This is a genomic window from Acinetobacter sp. 1424608, from assembly GCF_000588255.1.
Lineage (GTDB): Bacteria > Pseudomonadota > Gammaproteobacteria > Pseudomonadales > Moraxellaceae > Acinetobacter > Acinetobacter nosocomialis.
The window spans coordinates 83,491-104,188 of sequence record NZ_JFXL01000010.1; the positions used below are offsets into that span (position 1 = coordinate 83,491).

Sequence of the window (20,698 nt, forward strand, 5' to 3'; positions counted from 1 at the left end):
ATTATGCGAGTAGGATATGAAATAAATGGGCATCCATGTTATTCAAAGTCAACGTATTGATGTGTTGTTGCAGGGCGTACTAGCGTCTACGTCCCAACCTTCAACGCATCCTTTACAGGTTTTGAAAGCCCAGCATTTCATTGTGCCAAGTCCTGCCATCGAGCAATGGCTGATACAAAAACTTGCAGAACAGCAAGGAATGAGCGCCAACTACCAGTTCCACCAACGTGTGCGCGGGTTTCAGTGGTATGCCTATCAACAGGTCCTCACGGCGCATAAGGAACAAGTTCGTAAGGCCAATATTCCACGCTTGATTTTTAAATGGCGTGTACATCAAGCCTTACAAGAATTTATTCAGCCTGATGAGATCAGTATAGATGGCTCTCATCCACTGCATTCTATTGTTCAACGTATTTATGACAGCGCAGATCGACTCGAACAAGGGATTGAGAAGCAGCTAAAAAAACAAAAAATGTTGTATTGGGTTGCCGAGCAGGTTGCCGATTTATTTAGTAACTACATGGTCTATCGGGGACAGTGCCAGCGTGGTTGTGAAAATACCTGTACTTGTCCAAATAACTGGTTAGCAGCGTGGGGACAAGGTCGATCACTTGATATCGAAAAGTATATTGCGCAGAAAGATAAAGAAGTTTCGGCATTTACTTTACAGCAAACACAAGAGTTAGAGCGTTGGCAGCGCTGGTTATGGCAGCAGCATTTTCATGATGATTTTATGCAAATGCAGCAAATTGATGAGTTGTTTTGGCAAGAGTTAGAGCATCCTGAGCGCCAGAAGAAGGCATTGGCTCGTTTGCCGGAGCAAATAGTCATTTTTACTTTGCTAGACTTACCGCCTAGCCAGCTTCAGTTTTTGCGCCGTTTAGGGCAATACATTGATGTGTTGATTTTGCACTATAACCCTTCGCAAGAATATTGGGCCGATAGTGTCGACCCACTCTGGAAACAGCGCTATGACTTAGGGGTAAAAGAGCGTTTTATAGCGAAGAATCCCCAAGCGACCGATGCGGAAATTGCCGATTTCTTTAATAAGTTTACGCTTAACTTTAATGCTGAGGCGCGTGAGTCAAGACATCCACTTTTAACCAGATTAGGGAAACAAGCCCGCGACCACTTCTCATTACTCTCAAACTTGTCTACAGGTGAAGAAGGTAAGTGGGTGGATGCCTTTGTAGATGATTTTCCAGAAAGTTTACTTGGTAAAGTTCAGTCAGATATTTTGCACTTGGTGGAGCCCCAAGCCAAGCAATATGAGCTTGCCCCTAACGATGACTCAATTCAGATTCATGTTTGCCACTCGACATTACGGCAACTTGAAGTATTGAAAGAACAATTGATTGGCTGGTTGGCAAAACCGCACGAACAGCCGCGTCGTCCAAATGATATTTTGGTTTTGGTTCCTAATTTGGCTGAGGTAGAGCCTTTAATACGAAGTGTTTTTCCTGCTACAGCGACTGAGCAAGGCGTGCATTTGCCTGTCAAAATAGCAGGTGTTGCCTCACTTGATGCACTCAATGCATGGCGTGCCGTAATTGGCCGAATTAACCTCATGCAAGGGCGATTTGGCTTTGATGACTTTGCTGACTGGCTTGGTTTGCATGCGACGCAGCAGCGTTATGCACTTGAATATGCTCAAGTAGAGCGAATTTTAAATTTACTTGCCGATGCAGGGTTTAAACGTGGGCTTGATGCAGAGCATCTGAAACGTAGCTTATGTGACGGCGATGATGATTATCGATATAGCTTTAAATTTGCTTTAGAGCGGTTAGCGCTCGGTATAGCAATTCCTGAACACGCTACATTTAATCAGGTGCTGAGTTACGCTAAGGTCCAACCGAGTGATTTTGAGCTTATTGGTATGCTCATTCAGATTTATCAAGATTTAAATGAGCGCCGTGACTGGCTCATTATGCATGAGCAGAAAAAAAGTCATACGGTGGAATACTGGCTGCAAATACTCTCGCAAGATATTATCGAGTTTGAGCAGGCCGGTGTGGCTGCTTTAAAAACTGCGCGGGAAATTGTAAAAAAACAAGAGCGTATGTTAACGCTTGCAAGCTACTATGCCGAGACAGAAACAGGCGCCTTACGTAAAATCACCTTGCCTTTGCCTTATATTCTGGATGAGATTCAGCGAACTTTAGAAAATCAGACCGCCCAAGCTGAACCGACCGGACAGATTACCTTTGCCCAGATTGGACAAATTCGTCCCTTACCTTATCGCTTAATTGTGATGTTGAACCTTGATGCAGGGCAGTTTCCTAACCGTGATACCCACGTGCCATTTGATTTGATGGATGCCTTACGTCAACAATTAGGTGACCGTTCCCGTCTTGAGGATGATCAAGGTGCTTTCTTGGATGCCTTACTTTTAGCCCAAGAAAACTTATGGCTGTTTTATAACGGTTTTGATGTTAATGACGGTGAGGTGAGAGATCCTTCTAGTATTCTTCAAGAGTTCCGTGAGCATCTTGCGCTTATTGTAAAACCGGAGCCAAATGCACCTGACCGTGAGGTGATTGAAGGCATTGAAATTCCGTCTCAATTAAAACAGCTCTATCACTTACATTATTTACAGCCGTTTGACCCGAAGGGTTTTATGGCCGAGAAAAGTTATATTCGCTACCAAGATCACTGGTTTAACGTGGCGATGCAAATTCAGCAAGCTTCCGGTGTTCTTAAGCCTTGGGCAAATATATCTTATCCTTTAGAAATACCTGACATGTTGGTTTTAGACAGTCATCAGTGGATACAGGATGTGACTTTCCCTGCACGCCTATATTTAAAAACTTTAGGCGTAGAAAACTTGGGAAGTGTTGGGGAGCTAGATCAGAATGAACCTCTGCTTTTAGATGGTTTGGGTCGTTATACCATTCGACATTTTTTACAACAAAATGAACAGCAGGCACAGCCAGAAGCTCTACTTGATCAGTTGCCTGTAGGCAAAGTTCAATACAGTGCATGGCAACAGGGCATTTTTGAACAGGAATGTTTGCTTGAGCGTCTTCATCACTATGCATCAGCCGTGACACAAACGACTCAGCGTGTGTGGCGAATTGCCAAACAGCTTCATATGAATATTACGGTGCCAAAATCTGAAACTCAGGATTGGGTCAGTATGGAAGCATCAAGTGCTCGGGCAAAAAGACGTGCAAAAGTCTGGTTAGAGTACCTGCTTTGGTTGGCCTATTTAAATGAAGGAAGTGCAGGAGCTGAAAGACGCCGTATTGTGGTTTTTAGTGATCAAACCGTCATCTGTAAAGGTATTAGTTCGGAGCAAGCTCGGCAGTATTTACAGCCTTGGTTTAAAATCTGGCGTTATGCTCAACAGCAGCCGCTCGTGTTACCAGCAGCTTTATTATTAAAACCACTTGAAAAAGCTAAGGCATATCAGTGGGAAACAACAAATCCGACAGAAAAAATAAAACTCGATGAGAAGAGCTATGCGGAGCTGTTAAAATACTGGAATGAAACGGGGACATTTACCTCTATCGATATGACACAAAATGAAGCGTGCAAGTTACATCAAGACTGGCGTTTCATTTTGCAAGAACAAGATGCACAAGCATTACTTCAACATGCTTGTGATGAGTTTGCTTATGACCTGTATCATCCGGTTTTTCAATTTCAACATTCGGAGTAAGACATGAACTCAAGAGTACAGGTGTCTTATCAACCTATTATTGATATTGAATTTAGTGGACTGCATTTAATTGAGGCTTCGGCGGGGACCGGAAAAACCTATACACTGTCGAGTTTAATGGTCCGTATTTTTCTTGAGAAATATTTACCGGGCCAAGTTATTGCAACAACATTCACCCGTGCTGCCGCTGCCGAGTTAAAAAGCCGAATTCGTGCGCGTTTGGTCGAAACCCACCGTTACTTAGATGCCAAGCGGAGCTTGACTGAAAAAGAGATCCTTTTACAGGCTGAGCAAGAATCTGACTTATTACTGCAACATGTTCTCAAGCATTTTGCGACACGTATTGCCTATGCCTGTGAGCGTTTAAAGCTCGTTATCGATCAGCTAGATGAGCTGTTTGTGGGAACACTCGATAGCTTTAGCCAAAAGTTGTTACGTGAGTTTGCCTTTGAAAGTGGCAAAATTGAACGTGCTCAAATTACCGATGATGCCAAAACCTATAGCCGACAACTGATTCATGATGTTTTACGTGAATGGATACAGTCTCAGCCTCAAACCGTGATTGATGCGTTGTATCTGGCAGGTGAGTTAAAAAGTGTCGACAGTTTTGTCAAACTGGTCGAAGACTCACTGAATTTTAGTTCGGCTCATTTTAAACTTCCCGAAAAGCCTACCATTCAGTTTGAACAGCTTGCTCAGCTCAAACAGTTGGCAGCAGAAATTGATATCAGTCTTCTAGAACCGTATTACTTGCTTGATGGCGAACACTATAAACATGTAAGCGGCACAATATTTCGTAATGGCGCATTTAATAAGTTATTTAGTGAATGTGTGCCACAGTTATTACAGGTTTTAAAGCAAAGCGACAGTATTTTAGTTTTTGATGGGTCTTTAGCGGTACAACGCGAACTCGTTTTTAAGTTTTTAGGCCAACTTGCCGATCAGAAAGTTTTCAAGAAATGTCCTGCTGAAATTTCAGATGGATTTTATCAGCATCCTTGTATTCAGCAGATTCAGCAGTTATTTGGTGTGCTGAAAAACTACGCTGAACAGTTCGATCAGCTTCATATTTATTTAAAAGCTTATTTGTGTGTAGAGGTTAAAAAACGTTTACCACAGGTTTTACAAAACAAGGGCGAGACGACTTTTTCTCAGCAAATTCGCACTTTGTCAGAAGCTTTAAAGGGCGAGCAGGGGCAACGTTTCGCCGTATTTGTGCAGGCTCGATACCCCTTAATTTTGGTTGATGAGTTTCAAGACACCAACCAAGACCAAGATGACATGCTCGCCAGCATTTGGCGTCATCCAGAACGTTACCAAAAAGGTTGCATGATTATGGTAGGGGACCGTAAGCAGGCAATTTACGGTTTCCGTGGTGGGGATATGCTCACCTTTTTAAATGCCTACAAAGATATTCAGGCAAAGCATGGCCGTGAATATAAGTTAATTCATAACCACCGTTCAGTCGCTGACTTGGTTGAAGTGGTTGATGCGTTATTTCAAAGGCAAATCGACTTTGGTGAACAGGTTCAATATGATCCGATTCGTGCAGGGACTCGACCTCACCCAGTTTTAATCGATCAAAATCAGCCTAACCCGTACCCTTTACGTTGGCTCATGCTAAAAGACAAGGAAACGGAGGCACAGCAAGTTGCGTGGAAAATACGTGATTTACTCAATCAGTCACATGCTGGACAACTTTATTTTCAAAAAGATGCGCAGACTCAAACCTTAAATGAAGACGATATTGCAGTCTTGTCGCGTAATCATGATGGTCTTGATAAAGTTCAATTTGAATTAGAACGTTTAGGAATACGAGTTAACCGGCCATCAAAACGAAGTGTTTTTGATTGCACAATTGCTCAGGATGTTGGAGCCTTACTCACTGCGATTCTTCATCCTTACGATGAGGCCAAAGTGAAACGAGCTTTGATTAGCCGTTTATTTGCTATGGACCTTAAACAGCTATTGCAACTCGAACAAACGGCCGAAGGTTTAAGCCAGTTTATGACTGGTTTTGATGCTATTCGTGAGCTTTGGTCAGCTCAGGGCTTTTTAGTAGCATGGCAGCAATGTTTAAACCAATTTGGTATTTGGAAAAATCTGGTTGCTGTCCAGAGTAAAGATAATGAGCGGGTTGTGGTGAACTTGCGTCATTTGACCGAAATTTTGAGCCAACATAGCGAGAAATATCAGGGCGCGCAAAATCTCTATCATTGGTATCTCAAGCAACTACAGTCACCGCTTGACCGTGAATGGGAGTTAGAGCGTAGGTTGTCGAGTGAAGCTGGCGTACAGCTCATGACCATTCACCAGTCAAAAGGTCTTGAGTTTAAAATTGTCTTTTTGCTCGGGGCCGACAAGCCATTTCGGGAAAATAACAAGACACTTAACTTCTCGACCCAAGATATAACGGTTCCAGAGTCGGCTCAAACTCTAACACAACGTGTCGTTGCGATTGCCGATAAAACATATTTAAACGAAACCGAGCTGAAGCAGCATGAAGAACGGGCTTTAGCGGAACAAAATCGTCTATGGTACGTTGCTTTAACCCGGGCAAGTCATCGTGTTTATGCGCTCTTACAAGATACGGATGGCAAGTCTGTTTCAGGTTTGGCATTTTGGAAAAACAGAGCTGAACCATTCCAGCACCGTTGTTGTACCGATGAAATAATTTTGGAGCAACCACCTGCTGCAAGGCATTTAAATCAAAACATCAATATTATTGAGATACAGGCACAGCATTTTCCTGATCAGCGCTTTTATTCAAGAGGCAAAACCAGTTTTAGTTATCTGGCACAGCATTTAAGACATAAAGTAGGTACAGATTTACTTGTGAGCCAGAGCCATGAAGCTGTTTTAGCCGAGGATGAACTCGATCAGGTTATTTCTGTTGAGGCGCCCGCAGCACAGCCAATTAGCTGGATCAAAAGCAATTTTCCGAGAGGGACGCTCGCAGGTAATTTCTTACATGAAATTTTTGAACATATTGATTTTCAATGTTCAGATGAGTGGGTAAGTGAAATACGCCGTCGTTTTAAAAATGACTACAGTAGTTTGTGGCAAGATTTATTAATCAAATACCAAGAAAGCTTTCCCGAAGAACAAGAAGCGGAATATTCGCTTTATCACGCTGTGGCCGAATGGTTGCAAGAGATTCTAAGTACGCCGTTATATCAAGGTTTTCGTTTAAATCAGTTACAGCCAGAGCACTATTTATCAGAGTGTCCTTTTTATTTAGCACTGTCAGATCGTGTGCTAGCCATGAAACGTATTCATCAACTTTTTGCTGAATATGGTATGGAAATGCCAGAGTTATTAGAGGCTCGTTCTGCTCGCTATTTAAATGGTTCGATAGACTTGGTTTATTTTGATGGGCAGCGTTATCACATTGCTGACTATAAGAGTAACTACTTAGGTGAAAACCTTGCCGATTACAGTGTAGAAAGCATTGCACAAAGTATGTCTTTAGCCAGCTATTGGCTACAAGCAGGCCTGTATTTGGTTGCGTTACATCGTTATTTAAAAGTCAAAATGCAGAATTATGATATTGAACAACACTTAGGTGGGGCAACTTATCTTTACTTACGCGGTATGAATGGCGAAGCTGAGCAAGGCTATTATTATTGGCAGCCAAGTACAGAATTTGTTCTACGCCTTGATGCTATTTTAGGGTACTTTGCTGAGGATAAAATTGCATAAAAAATGCTGATAAATGATCTAATTTTAGAATTAACAAATACTTGGGGTGTGGATAAGCCTGTCTATAACCATGTGGACAAGCGTGTGGAAAACTAGGTGGATAAGTGTGTGGACAATCTAAATAGCCCTGAACAAAGCGATTTAAGCTGGTTAATGACTTGGAGTACCTTTCTAAATCAAGCCCCGTTTACTGCACAGACACAAGCTCCAGAGGCAGCTTATTTTTTGCAGCAGCTAATTGAAGCGAGCTTGCAGGGTGACAGTTGTATTGAGATTAGCCCAGAGCAAATAGAAACACTTGGCCAACTGGTGATATCTGCTGAACAAGCAAAGTCTCAAGTTGCCCCTTGTGTCCACGACGGGCAGGGGTTGGCATTATACCGATATTGGAACCTAGAGCAACGTCTAGCTGAGCAAATTCGCCGATTAAAGCAACAACCAATTCAACCTGTTTCATGTGAAGAGCATTTAGACTTACTCACTGATCCTCATCAGCAAGCTGCTTTGCAAATGGTGACTCGGCAGAGCTTAAGTATTATTACGGGTGGGCCGGGTACGGGTAAGACCTATACGCTCGCTCGTATTATTGCTGTGCTTAGTCAAGCAATTCCTCATATTCGTGTAGCAATGGCTGCTCCGACGGGTAAAGCTGCACAGCGTATGCAAGAAGCCTTACAAAACTCGTTTAATGACCCAAAACTGCTTGAGTCGGGGCTAATGAGTGATGAGCTAAGAAACCAAAGTACCCAAACCATTCATCGATTATTAGGTATGGGGCATAGTCAAACTCCACGGTTTAATCAAAAACAGCCTTTGCCTTATGACGTTATTGTGGTGGATGAGGCCTCTATGCTGGATTTAAATCTGGCAACTTTATTATTTGAAGCTGTTCCTGAGTCGTGTCGAATTATTTTATTAGGTGATGCCAACCAGCTTGCTTCTGTAGATGTTGGAGCAGTACTTGCAGATTTACAGCAAATAGAGGCTTTATCTGAAAACCGTGTTCACCTTCAAACCAGCCGTCGTTTTGCAGAAGGTGCTTTGATTGGTCAGGTTGCTCGATTTATTCAAATGCAAACCAGTCAAATCAACCATGAGCAAGTTTTACAACAATTTGAAATTGATATTGTTCAGGTTTCAGAATTACGCTCAATTCCTTTAGAAGCTGATATGCCCGATGTAGTTCAGCTTGAATATTTACCTGAAGGATCATTTACAGAGCTGGAAGCTTACTATCAAAAATTGATGGTGGGCTTTCAAGGCTATGTGCAAAGCCTAAAAGCTTATTTACAAGATGATCGATCACTTGAGCATATTGAAAATATTGTTAAGTCATTCGATGACTACCGTATTTTAACGGCAGTTCGTCATGGGCCATTTGGCTTGCAGCAACTTAATCAATATGCTGAACGCTGGTTACAACAACAGCTAGGTATTGTGACTTTAGGAGGATGGTATGTAGGCCGTCCGGTCATGATGACTTATAACGATTACCAGCTTGGTATTTCAAATGGTGACATTGGTTTATGTTTTGAACATAGAACCCAGCCTCAACAGTTTGAAGTCTATTTCCCAAGTTTAAATAAGTGGGTTGCTGCAAACCGATTACCTAAAAGTATTCAAAGTGCATTTGCTTTAACCATTCACAAATCGCAAGGGTCTGAATTTACACATACTGCTGTTGTTCTCGATCAGGCCGCTAAGAATTTGTTAAGCCAAGAGTTAATTTACACTGCGATTACACGAGCGAAAAAAGTGGTCAGTCTATTGGTTCATCCAGAGGCTTTATTACAATCTTTTACAGTTCGTACGACCAGAAAAAGCGGTTTAGTTGAAAAAGTTAATCGGTTAGTTCGTTAAGGCAAACTTAATATTTTTACCCTTGTAAGAAAAAGCTTACATGGATTCGAGATATTTGCTGCTAGAGAACATACCCTGTTTTTGAGATTATAAACGCACAACGAGCTTGGCAAGGAATGTCGGGCAAAATCGCACAATAATAACAACTTAAGTCGAGAGACTGCGAACTTACAATGAAGTAGGTGAATAAAGAGGAAACTTACAGCCGCTAAGCCTTGTAGTTTTGGGAGAGACTACAGGGCTTTTTTATATTTTGAGTTTTTATCACGTTAAATAAATTAAATAACCCCTTGTTTGCGTCACGCTATTTCTTATTCTGATTATCAATAATTTAACTCAAGTATATTAATATATTTATTTGTAATATGATTCTTAAATGGGCATTTTTCGCGTGAATTGTTAAGTTAAATGTTATACAGAACCGTACGTTATTTAGCTATTACAGATAAACGCTAAATATTAGACAGACCTGTACGTTTTTGCTTACATGATGATAAGAAAAATACTACTTTTCTTCATAATTGGATATGACAAAATACATCACATAAGGAAATAGAAATAAAAACAACGGAAGTGAGTAAAACGAGAAGAAGGATGTGGAAAGCATCTCACACATAACAATAAGAACAGCGATAAACACGATAAACAAGAACTACAGCGCCAAAAACCCAAGCAGAAATGCTTGGGTTTTTTATTTTAGCGCTAAGTTATTACGATTTAGACTAGATCTGTTTCATGTGAATCGCTACCAAACAATGAGCGACGCTGATCTCTAGGAATTCGTGGGCATTGGCTAGAAATTTGATAGAGCAAGTTAGCTAGAGCCGGAAGGTGAGTGCCTACTATGGACTTTCCAGTGGTTAACAGTGAAACGCTAATATCTCGCTCTGGGTCGGCCCAACATAAAATATTAGAAAAGCCGAGATGACCAAAAGCTTGTCCAGTCATTGGACCAAATAAACCTACTGGATTGCTACCGAGCATGGGACCTAGTGCATAACGCATCGGTATTAATAAGGTTCGATCAATGTTAACTCCTGTGGTGGGGAGGGTTGCTCTAAAAATTGTTTTCTCACTTAAAATTTGTTTGCCTTGGTAACTTCCTCCACTTAAAAGCATTTCAAAGAAGCGTCCAGCTTGTTCGGCACTGGTATAAATGTTGCCAGCAGGGCAGATGGTATCCATAAAGCGGCTATCATTAGTGACATCTACAGCGAGTTGTAAGCCGCCACCTAGTACATGATTGAGATAATGATCTGTTCCTAAGCGAGGATGTAAACCTGTTGCACAATTGAGTGCAACTTTGGAGCGATACTCTGGCTTCAAACCATAGTTGAAATAAGGCATGTCCATCGGCTTCTCGATGGTCTCATGCACAAATTGGCGAAGGTCTTGCCCTGTGACTCGCTCAATAATTTCACCTAAAATATACCCTGCCGTTACTGCATGATAGGCGAGGTGATTTCCTGCTGGAGAAACAGGTCTTGCTGCATATAGGCGCTTTAAAATTTCATCTTTATCAAAAAGCAGTTCAGGAGTGACTTCTCCATCAACATAAGGAATGCCTCCCCGATGTGCTAACAAATGAAAGATGGTCGCACGGCGCTTCCCATTTACACCATATTCAGGAATGTAATAACTGACGGGGTCAAGTAAGTTGATTTCACCTTTTTCATCTAAAAGATGAATCAACATAGCAGTAATCATTTTGGATGCTGAAAATAAGCAAACAGGAGTATCCGGCGTTGCGATGAGGGCATTATTTTGCAAACCTTCTGGAGAGTTCCCTTGAGCATAGCCAATGCTTCGATTTAATAAAATTTTTCCCTGTCTACGTAAACAAAAAGTAATGAGCGGATAGTTCCCGGTTTTATAGAGCGACTCAATACTCTTCCAGATCTTTTGAACCTGACGTTCACTCATTCCACCTTGTTCAGCAGGTACCTCATCTTTGTGATGAATGACCGATCCAATATCGTCTGGTACTGGACAGGTGTTGGTCGAAAATATTTTCACACGTCCCTCGCGTTTCTTTCTTTTTATTGACGGTCAAGTGTGCAGGGTTCGGATGCGTATGTCAGTGTCTAAAATGACAGGTAACTGAAAACAATTTTGCAATCCATATATAGATACCTTAAAATAGGAAACTTGCTGTAGTGATGCACGGCAGTCAGTTGCGCTCAACTGATTCATATCATTTTATTTTTTAAGCATCTCGGAGAAATCGAATGGCTTTAACTAATGCAGACCGCGCAGAGATCATTGCTAAATTTGCTCGCGCTGAAAACGACACTGGTTCACCAGAAGTACAAGTAGCTTTATTGACTGCTCAAATCAATGATTTACAAGGTCACTTTAAAGCTCACAAACACGACCACCATAGCCGTCGCGGTTTGATCCGTATGGTTAACCAACGTCGTAAATTACTTGACTACTTAAATGGTAAAGACCACGAGCGTTACACTGCTTTGATCGGTGCTTTAGGTCTACGTCGTTAATTCGATTTTGCTTTGTTTTCGGTTTATCGCATGTTGCTATGCTTTGTTTCTGGAAAGAAAGTTTCGCCTAATCAACCGTTAGGCGATTTATAGAAGGGGCGCTTGTGCGCTCCTTCTTTGCGTTTAATATTATTTAAAATTTTTGGTCTAGTGTGATGGCTTCTAAGCTTTGTCATTTATCTACCAATAGTTGTAGCCTGAATGCCAAACCTTAGGGGTCTCACTAGAATAAAATTAGGAAAATACAATACATGTCAATGTTTAACATCGTTCGTAAAGAATTCCAGTTCGGTCAACATCAAGTCGTTTTAGAAACGGGTCGCGTTGCACGTCAAGCAAATACAGTTTTAATTACAATGGGCGGCGTAACTGTTTTAGTTGCAGTTGTTGCTCAATCTAAAGCAAAAGCGGGTCAAGACTTTTTCCCGTTAACAGTTAACTATCAAGAAAAACAATATGCAGCTGGTCGTATCCCTGGTGGTTACGGTAAGCGTGAAGGTCGTGCTTCTGAAGCTGAAACTTTAATTTCACGTCTTATTGACCGTCCAATTCGTCCATTGTTCCCAGAAGGTTACTTCAACGAAATTCAAGTAACAGCAACAGTTGTTTCTTCTGACAAAACTATGGAAGCTGATATTGCTGCAATGTTAGGTACTTCTGCTGCATTAGCAATTGCAGGTACACCATTCCGTGGCCCAATCGGTGCAGCACGTGTTGGTTTAATTAACGGCGAATATGTTTTAAACCCGAATTTTGAACAAATGGCTCAGTCTGACCTTGACCTTGTGGTTGCTGGTACAGAAGCGGCTGTATTAATGGTTGAATCTGAAGCAAAAGAACTTTCAGAAGACCAAATGCTTGGTGCTGTGCTTTTCGGTCATGACGAAATGCAAATCGCGATTCAAGCAATTAAAGAATTTGCTGCTGCTGCCGGTGCAGTGGAATCAACTTGGGTTGCTCCAGCTAAAAATGAAACACTTCGTGAGCAATTAAAAGCAGCTTTCGAAGCTAAAATTTCTGAAGCGTATACGATTGCGGTTAAACAAGATCGTTATGCAGCATTAGATGCACTTTATGCAGAAGCTGTAGCTCAGTTCGTTCCTGAAAATGACGAAACTGGTCTTGCTGAAGAAGTAAACGAATTATTTGAAGACCTTAAATACCGTACAGTACGTGACAACATCTTGTCAGGTAAGCCGCGTATTGATGGTCGTGATACTAAAACTGTTCGTGCAATCGACGTTCAAGTTGGCGTATTAGACCGTGCACATGGTTCTGCATTATTTACACGTGGTGAAACTCAGGCGTTAGTAACAACAACTTTAGGTAATACTCGTGATGCGTTAATGGTTGATACGCTTTCTGGTACTAAAACTGATAACTTCATGTTGCACTACAACTTCCCTGCATACTCTGTAGGTGAAACAGGTCGTGAGTCTGGTCCTAAGCGTCGTGAAATTGGTCATGGTCGTTTAGCACGTCGTGGTGTTCAAGCTGTTCTTCCTGCTGCTGACCGCTTCCCATACGTTATTCGTATTGTATCTGACATTACTGAATCTAACGGTTCATCTTCAATGGCTTCAGTATGTGGTGCGTCATTATCTCTTATGGATGCAGGTGTTCCACTTAAAGCACCAGTTGCGGGTATCGCAATGGGCTTAGTGAAAGAAGGGGATCGTTTTGCGGTACTTTCAGACATCTTAGGTGACGAAGACCACCTTGGTGACATGGACTTTAAAGTAGCAGGTTCTGCAAACGGTATTACTGCACTTCAAATGGACATCAAGATCGAAGGTATTACTGAAGAAATTATGGAAGTTGCGTTAAACCAAGCGTTTGCTGGTCGTATGCACATCCTTAATGAAATGAACAAAGTAATTTCACGCGCTCGTCCTGAAATTTCAATGCATGCTCCAACATTTGAAGTAATTACTATTAATCCGGACAAAATCCGTGACGTAATTGGTAAAGGTGGTGCAACAATCCGCCAAATTACTGAAGAAACTAAAGCTGCTATTGATATTGAAGATAACGGTACAGTTCGCGTATTTGGTGAAACTAAAGCTGCTGCTAAAGCTGCAATTGCAAAAATCCAAGCGATTACTGCTGAAGTTGAACCAGGTAAAATCTACGACGGTAAAGTTATCCGTATTGTAGAATTTGGTGCATTCGTAAACATTATGCCAGGTACTGATGGCCTTCTTCATATTTCGCAAATCTCTAATGAGCGTATTGCGAACGTAACTGATGTTCTTAAAGAAGGTCAGGAAGTGAAAGTACAAGTTGCTGATGTTGACAACCGTGGCCGTATCAAATTGACTATGAAAGATATTGAGCAAGCATAATTGCTTAACTCACTAAAAAAGTCCGCTTGATGCGGGCTTTTTTTATGGCATGATGCAAGTAACACACAAATAGATCGACGTGGTATGCAGGTTTATTATTTTTATCGTCATCAAAAGGATGGCTATGTTTTTTTGAGCCGAGAAAAGCACACTGAACATGTTCTGGAATTTTTCTGGATTGATAGTGTGAGATCTGACGTTGTTAACCATAATGAAGAGTGGCAACAAAAAATTCAGCAGCTTTCAGATGTCGCAATTAATGAATTTCATATGCGAGATATTGCCAATATTGAGCATCCTTGTGCCTTTGATACGCTTGAAGAATATGATCTGCTCATTTTCAAAAAGCTTGTTACACCTGATGATGAAATTAAAAATGGGGAAACACACGAGAGTGTGTTTGGCTTAGCTACCACGCCAATTAGTTTTATTTTTACCCCTAAAGTTCTGATTAGTGTACGTGAGCAGGGCAACAAGTCGATTGAAAATTATATTCAGCGTCTTGAAAATATTTTATGTAAAACCTTAGAAGAACAAAATAAAACCCGTAAGTTGCCTAATTCACCTGTAGATTTGTGTTTGCGTCTGCTCAATAGCATGGTGGATGGTTATCTTGATATTCGTTCGCCTTTAACCAGAAGGGTCGAGCACTGGCAACAACAACTATTACAGGGCAATCGTCGTTTTAAACAATGGCATCAACTGTTTCATGAAAACATGGCCTTTCAGCAGGTCGAAAACTTGTGTGAAGAACAAATCGAAACCCTACAAGAGTTTCGGGATGAAATTGTAGAAAATTATCATCATGTGATTGGTGAGCGTACGCATAGTTCTCAAGATCTTCTATTAGTTCGTTTGAATGATTTAATGAGTCATGTCGAGCGTATTCAAAAACATACTTTACGTTTACGGAGTGCGATTCAATCGGCAATAGATTTGCATTTCTCAGCGATTGCAAACCAGACCAATGAAAATATGCGTATTCTTGCCATTATTACCGCTGTATTTGCGCCTCTCACGCTTTTAACTGGTATTTACGGGATGAACTTTGAGTTTATTCCGGGGCTTAAGTCGCCAGTGGGTTTCTGGATTATGCTCGGTGTCATGTTGCTCAGTACGGTTTTATTGTTGTACTACTTCTATAGACAGCATTTAGTGGGGCGTGGTGAGAAAAGCGTTATTGATTTATTGGCTCAGCAGCACCGCCAAGAGCGTATGAATTTGTTCTGGTTTTTGGAGTATGAACCGATTAAGCAGACTTTGAAGGAAGTGGAGAAAATTACTCGGTTGAAGTAATAGGAATTTTCAAAGATCAGTAAAGTTGATTTGTTAGTACTGCCTCAAATATATGGATTAATTAGATATTTTTTGTATAGGCATATCCTTACTTTTGACTGGGCAAAAGTAACAAAACCCCTTTATTGGACTGACGGTACATCCATGTTACCGCAGTCCAAAAGGCGGCATCCATGCCGCCCATCACGTTAGTTCATACCTATTTTAAAGATTATTTAGAAGAAAAAATCTTAATGAAAATGCTTCAACTGTTTTCTAAGTTGTTGCACTTCATCAATCAAATCTAACATCACCGCAACTGCTGCCAAACTTGCATCAAAGTCACGTTGTAAACGATACGCTTTACGAGCACGAATAACATCTTCACCCAAAAACTGATGTTTTTCAGGTGGAGTATCAATCGCTAAAATATCGTACTCAATGAGCTCTAGAATCCAGTCCGGGCTTTGACCACAGGCTTGAGCAAATTGTTGCAGATCAAATGTACATTGTTCATCAACGACTTCAGCACTAAAGGTGTGGCCGTCACATACAATTTCTCGATAATGGATGGCTGTCATGATCTTGCTCCCTAATGAGATGAACGAGGTTCGAATGAAGCAAAGGCTTCTGCCAATTGCTGATAGGCTTCTTTTTCTTTTTCAGAATGCACAGGTGGGAATACAATATTTAAAATTAAATAAAGATGGCCTGGCGTTTTATTTGGTATCCCTTTGTCTTTTAAACGTAGCTGTTGTCCTTGTTTTGCATTTTTTGGTAAATTGACATGTAAAGGTCCTGCAGGTGTTTTTACTTCAATACCTTGACCTAATGCGGCCTCCCATGGCGCTACATCTACAGTTAAATATACATCACTGCCTTCTACATGAACACGATTTGTATCTTTATATTGAATCTCGATATAAAGATCGCCGTTGGCACCACCATTGATGCCACTTTGTCCTTGTCCGCTTAGACGAATTTGTTGACCTTCCTTCATCCCTTTAGGTATTTTCACCTGTAGGGTTTTGCGCTGTACCTCAGGCTCACCATAAACATTCACAGTCGGAATTTGCAAGGTAATCTGTTGTGTTGACCCATGATAGGCAATATCAAGATCGACCTCTATGCTGGCATGTTGATCTTCACCCCGGTAACTACGTTGTTGCCTTTGGTATTGTTGTTGTCCACCACCAAAGCCTGCACCAAAACGACCAAATAAGTCTTCAAAACCGCTAAAGTCAGCTTGTTCACCGCTGCCGCCTGTAAAGCCCTGACGATAAAAGCGTGCGCCATCAAATCCACCTTGAGCTGCACCTTGGCCAAAGCCGTTGAAACCTTGTGGGTGGTCTAACATTTGGTCATATTCAGCCTTTTTTTCGGCATTGCTTAAGGTGTCGTAGGCGACGTTAATCGCCTGCATCTTTTCTTCTGCATCTTTTTCTTTGCTGATATCGGGGTGATATTTACGAGCTAATTTGCGATATGCTTTTTTAATTTCATCAGCAGAGGCTTCTCGTTTAACCCCTAATTCTTCATAATAATTTTTGGCCATAATGTTTTATCACGATGGTGTTGTTTATTTCATTATGAAACAATTTTTAAGGCTTTCAATGAGCTAGATTGTATAAGAGTTGTTCTCTTACAAAAATGGGAGACTAGGTGGAAGAGACATAAGTCGATTAGGACTATGCCTCTCATTCTTTATATGAAAGTTTGATATAAACCGTATAAGGCAATTAATAAAAGCAATAGACCGCATAAGCCGAGTATTTTAGGATATAAGTGGCTGTTAGAAAGGCGACGGAAGAATACATAAACCAAAGATAGGGTTAAAAAATCTAAAACAACCCATGTAAGTGTAAGAAGGGTCAAACTGAAATTTAGGTTAGGTGAAATAGAGACAAATTGAGGAAAGAAAGCTGAAAAGAAAATAATATCTTTAGGGTTTGAAATACCCACTAAAAAGCCTTTTTTAAAACCACCATTTTGGGCAGAAACGGTTTGTATTGCCTCAGGATGCGGAGCTTGGATGACTTCTTTGAGAATATTAAATCCTAAATAGCCAATATAGAGACAGCCTAAAATACGAATAATATTTAAATAGCTTTCATTAATACCGAGTACTCCTTTAAGTACGAGTACCGAAATAAAAATTAAAACCAGTGAGGCGAGATTTGTACCAAAAATGGTTTCCAGTGCTTTCGTATATCCTCCTTTCAGTCCGGCGCTTGCCACCAAAATCATGACAGGGCCAGGTGTGGCAATCATAATAATGACACTGAAAATAAAGAGAAAATAATCAAAATAATTCATGAAATATAAGCATCTTATTTATTGGGTTATAAAGTAAGCTCATATTAACTGATTTAAAATAACATGCTGAAAATTCTCATCAAAAATTATAGATAAATAAAAAGGCGGTTTGACCGCCTTTTTATAAAGTAAGGGATTAACTCAAATGTTCACCAAACAGACCTAATGCTTCTTCGGCAGTGAATTCATAACGAGTATTACAGAACTGGCAATCCATTTGAATCGGGTTTTGTGCTTCCAATGTTTCATGAACAGCATCAACACCAATTTGAATGAGTGCTTTAGCACAGCGCTCTTTAGAGCAAGTACAGCCAAATTTTAAATGTTCAACCTCTGGCAAGCGTACTTCTTCTTCATTATAGAGACGATACAAAATTTCATTCGCTGAAAGCTCAGTTAGTTCTTCAGGCTTGAGCGTTTCAGTCAGCATGGTTAAACGTGGCCATAAATCTTCATCAACCAGTTTTTGCTCTTCCTCATCATGACGAGGTAATAACTGAATGAGTAAACCACCAGAGCGTTTAGCTGTACTTGCCAATACAATACGAGTTGGAATTTGAGCAGATAAATCATAATACTGCATCAAACAGCCCGCTAAGTTTGTTTGGTCAAGAGGTACGATCCCTTGATAACGCTCACCATGCTCAGGTTCGATGTTAATAAATAAAATTGGATTAACTAAAGCGCCAAGGACTGTACTGCTGTCAGTTGCTTCAACAAAACGTGGATCTGTTTCGTAGTCTGCTAAAGCACGAACTTCACCTAAGTGATTACATTCAGCCATGGCCCATTTGAAAGAGCCGCTAGCCTGGATTTGCAAGCTGATACGGCCTTTGATTTTTAAAGTACTTGCAAGTAATGCAGTCGCGCTCAACATCTCGCCTAATAGAATCTTAACCGCAGGCATGTAGTCGCGTTGAGCTAAAATAGTTTGTAATGCTTCTTCCAGATGAACTACTTCACCGCGAACAGGAAAGTCCTCTATATAAAAGCGTTGGCGTAAATCAGACATAATATTCTCCAGGGCCCTAAGCAGATTATAACAATTTCGGTTTAATCAGGCTTAGGGAATGCAGCGAAGCTGCAAGCAGGACATCGGCAACTCTTGTACCGATTGTCGCAATCATTTAGGCAATGTGAATAAGTCCTTAATATAGCCATTTTGCGAAATCTCAAGTTATTCTTCGTGATCTCGTGTAATGTCGATACGATTTGGTTGTAAATGACGCTTTAAGTTAACGTCGTGCTTCGATGTGGCTTGTTGTGCATCGCTTTCAAATAGGTGTTCAAGTTCTGCCAGAGCATTACGATGGGTTTCAAAAACCTTTTGTTCATCGGTATAAATGCTTTGCTGCTGTATGAGTAATTTCTCATCATAATCCCGAAAGATTTCGATATTGTTATAAGCTTGTTCATCGGAAATACCGAGTTCGCGTAAAGCACGATAAGCCATACCTAATGATGATAAATAGGTTTCACGCCAAATATGTTCAACACCTAAGTCTCTTAATAGGTGCACATGGTGGCGGTCACGGGCACGAGCCAGTAATTTTAGGTTTGGATAGTTCAATCTAAGATGACGTGCGACATTCATAGAATCTTCGACATCATCAATTGCTAAAATAAATACTTTCGCTTTTTCAATCCCTGCTGAGCGAAGTAAGTCAGGCTGGGTGACATCACCATAATAGAGCTTACCGCCGTAACGTCGAACAAAGTCCACTTGATGAAGATTGTTATCGATGGCAGTAAATCCTAAGTGCTGTAAGCGGGCAATACGCGCAATAATTTGTCCAAAGCGCCCAAAACCGGCAATGATAATTGGGTTATCTTGCTGAGGAATCTCATCATATTCAGGTGGCAATTCTTTATGAAAAAGGGGAATGATTTTACAGGCCATAATCCAGTAAATTACTGGGGTAAGGACCATTGATAAGGTCACAATCAACGTGACAGGCTCTAATAAGGCATCCGTTAAAATCTTTTCACTTTTTGCTAGGCTCAAAATTACAAAAGCGAATTCACCGCCTTGAGCCAAGCAAGTCCCGAGTAACAAGCTATTGTTCCAACTGTACTTTTTATAGCGGGCAATGGCAGTTAAAACGAGGGTTTTGATGACGAGTAGGCCAATTGCTCCACCAATAATGAGCCAAGGCATTTCAATCAGTAACGACAATTGTGTCGTCATACCTACGGTCATAAAGAATAAGCCAAGTAAGAGCCCTTTAAACGGTGCAATACTTGCTTCAAGCTCATGACGGAATTCTGAGTCGGCTAAAAGGACCCCGGTAAGGAAAGCACCTAATGTTGTACTAATGCCTAAAGTGTCCATCAGTAACACAACGGCAAGAATAATAAATAACCCTACAGCCGTAATCAGTTCAGTCGCACCACTCTTGGCGACAAAACGGAAAAATGGGCGCATGACATAACGGCTAAATAGGAACAAACCAGTAAACGTCGCGATGATGGCTGCAAAATAAGCAATACCATGATGGGTAGATTCGGTTCCTGCCAGAAGAGGAATCACCGCAAGTAATGGAATTGCTGCAATGTCTTGGAAAAGCAAGATTGAAAAAGATTGCTGACCATAGGTGGTATTGAGTTGTTGTTTCTCAGTCAGAAGTTGTAATACAAAGGCCGTAGAAGACAGTGCAAGCGCAAAACCAATCACAAAGCTGGCAGCGAGGTGTTGTTGAAATAGCAGCAATACGGTGAGCATGAGAATTATGCCCGTAATCACGACTTGTAAACTTCCCATCACGAATATGGAGTCACGCATTTCCCACAAACGTTGCGGGCGGAGTTCTAGACCAATCAGGAACATAAGTAAAATGACCCCAAATTCAGCCAACTCCATAATGGCCTCAGGATCATGGGCAATATTTAACACACTCGGGCCAAGAAGTATGCCCGTAAATAAATAACCTAAAACTGTTGCAATCCCTAGGCGTTTGCCCAAAGGGACTAAAATCAGAGATGCTCCAAGAAAAATAGTTGCTTGCAGTAGGAATGACATTCATTGCCCCGAATGTATTGAT

The 20,698-nt window shown here is 41.0% G+C and carries 12 protein-coding genes; 6 read left to right on the forward strand and 6 right to left on the reverse strand.

Translation table 11 applies throughout. From position 1 onward, the window contains the following. Positions 1-25: 25 nt before the first annotated feature. The 3 genes from J678_RS15055 to recD all read left to right on the forward strand — a co-directional run bounded on the left by J678_RS15055 (position 26) and on the right by recD (position 9,223). Entirely contained in the window at positions 26-3,661 is a 3,636-nt protein-coding gene (locus J678_RS15055; protein ID WP_017393996.1) for an exodeoxyribonuclease V subunit gamma, read from the forward strand. A gap of 3 nt (positions 3,662-3,664) precedes the next feature. After that, a complete protein-coding gene (locus tag J678_RS15060; RefSeq protein WP_017393995.1) occupies positions 3,665-7,363 on the forward strand; it encodes a UvrD-helicase domain-containing protein in 3,699 nt (1,232 codons plus the stop codon). Positions 7,364-7,471: 108 nt separating this feature from the next. Further along, positions 7,472-9,223, forward strand: coding sequence for an exodeoxyribonuclease V subunit alpha (gene recD / locus J678_RS15065; protein WP_017393994.1), 1,752 nt, complete (start codon positions 7,472-7,474; stop codon positions 9,221-9,223). 717 nt (positions 9,224-9,940) lie between these two features. Here recD and J678_RS15070 read toward each other — a convergent pair. Next, on the reverse strand, positions 9,941-11,239 hold the full coding sequence (locus J678_RS15070) for an EstA family serine hydrolase (RefSeq protein ID WP_017393993.1): 1,299 nt from the start codon (positions 11,237-11,239) through the stop codon (positions 9,941-9,943). Between the two features lie 212 nt (positions 11,240-11,451). On the opposite strand from J678_RS15070, the gene rpsO reads away from it, so the two are divergent. The 3 genes from rpsO (at position 11,452) to J678_RS15085 (ending at position 15,362) form a co-directional block, all read left to right on the forward strand. Then, entirely contained in the window at positions 11,452-11,721 is a 270-nt protein-coding gene (rpsO, locus tag J678_RS15075) for a 30S ribosomal protein S15 (protein WP_001229357.1), read from the forward strand. 257 nt (positions 11,722-11,978) lie between these two features. After that, positions 11,979-14,066 carry a polyribonucleotide nucleotidyltransferase gene (pnp, locus tag J678_RS15080; protein ID WP_171057491.1) on the forward strand — a complete coding sequence of 696 codons (2,088 nt, stop codon included), beginning with the start codon at positions 11,979-11,981 and terminating at the stop codon, positions 14,064-14,066. Between the two features lie 84 nt (positions 14,067-14,150). Next, complete coding sequence (locus tag J678_RS15085; protein WP_004710786.1) at positions 14,151-15,362, forward strand: magnesium transporter CorA family protein; 1,212 nt, start codon at positions 14,151-14,153, stop codon at positions 15,360-15,362. Positions 15,363-15,592: 230 nt separating this feature from the next. Here J678_RS15085 and J678_RS15090 read toward each other — a convergent pair whose 3' ends face one another. From J678_RS15090 to J678_RS15110, 5 genes are all read right to left on the reverse strand, one after another. Continuing rightward, positions 15,593-15,922 (reverse strand): chaperone modulator CbpM, encoded by a 330-nt coding sequence (locus tag J678_RS15090; RefSeq protein ID WP_017393992.1) that lies wholly within the window; start codon positions 15,920-15,922, stop codon positions 15,593-15,595. Positions 15,923-15,933: 11 nt separating this feature from the next. Continuing rightward, on the reverse strand, positions 15,934-16,896 hold the full coding sequence (locus J678_RS15095; protein WP_017393991.1) for a DnaJ C-terminal domain-containing protein: 963 nt from the start codon (positions 16,894-16,896) through the stop codon (positions 15,934-15,936). Between the two features lie 149 nt (positions 16,897-17,045). Continuing rightward, complete coding sequence (locus J678_RS15100; RefSeq protein ID WP_017393990.1) at positions 17,046-17,657, reverse strand: LysE family translocator; 612 nt, start codon at positions 17,655-17,657, stop codon at positions 17,046-17,048. A gap of 136 nt (positions 17,658-17,793) precedes the next feature. Further along, positions 17,794-18,669, reverse strand: coding sequence for an Hsp33 family molecular chaperone HslO (locus tag J678_RS15105; RefSeq protein ID WP_004710781.1), 876 nt, complete (start codon positions 18,667-18,669; stop codon positions 17,794-17,796). A gap of 165 nt (positions 18,670-18,834) precedes the next feature. Beyond that, positions 18,835-20,676 (reverse strand): monovalent cation:proton antiporter-2 (CPA2) family protein, encoded by a 1,842-nt coding sequence (locus J678_RS15110; RefSeq protein ID WP_000008979.1) that lies wholly within the window; start codon positions 20,674-20,676, stop codon positions 18,835-18,837. Positions 20,677-20,698: the final 22 nt, after the last annotated feature.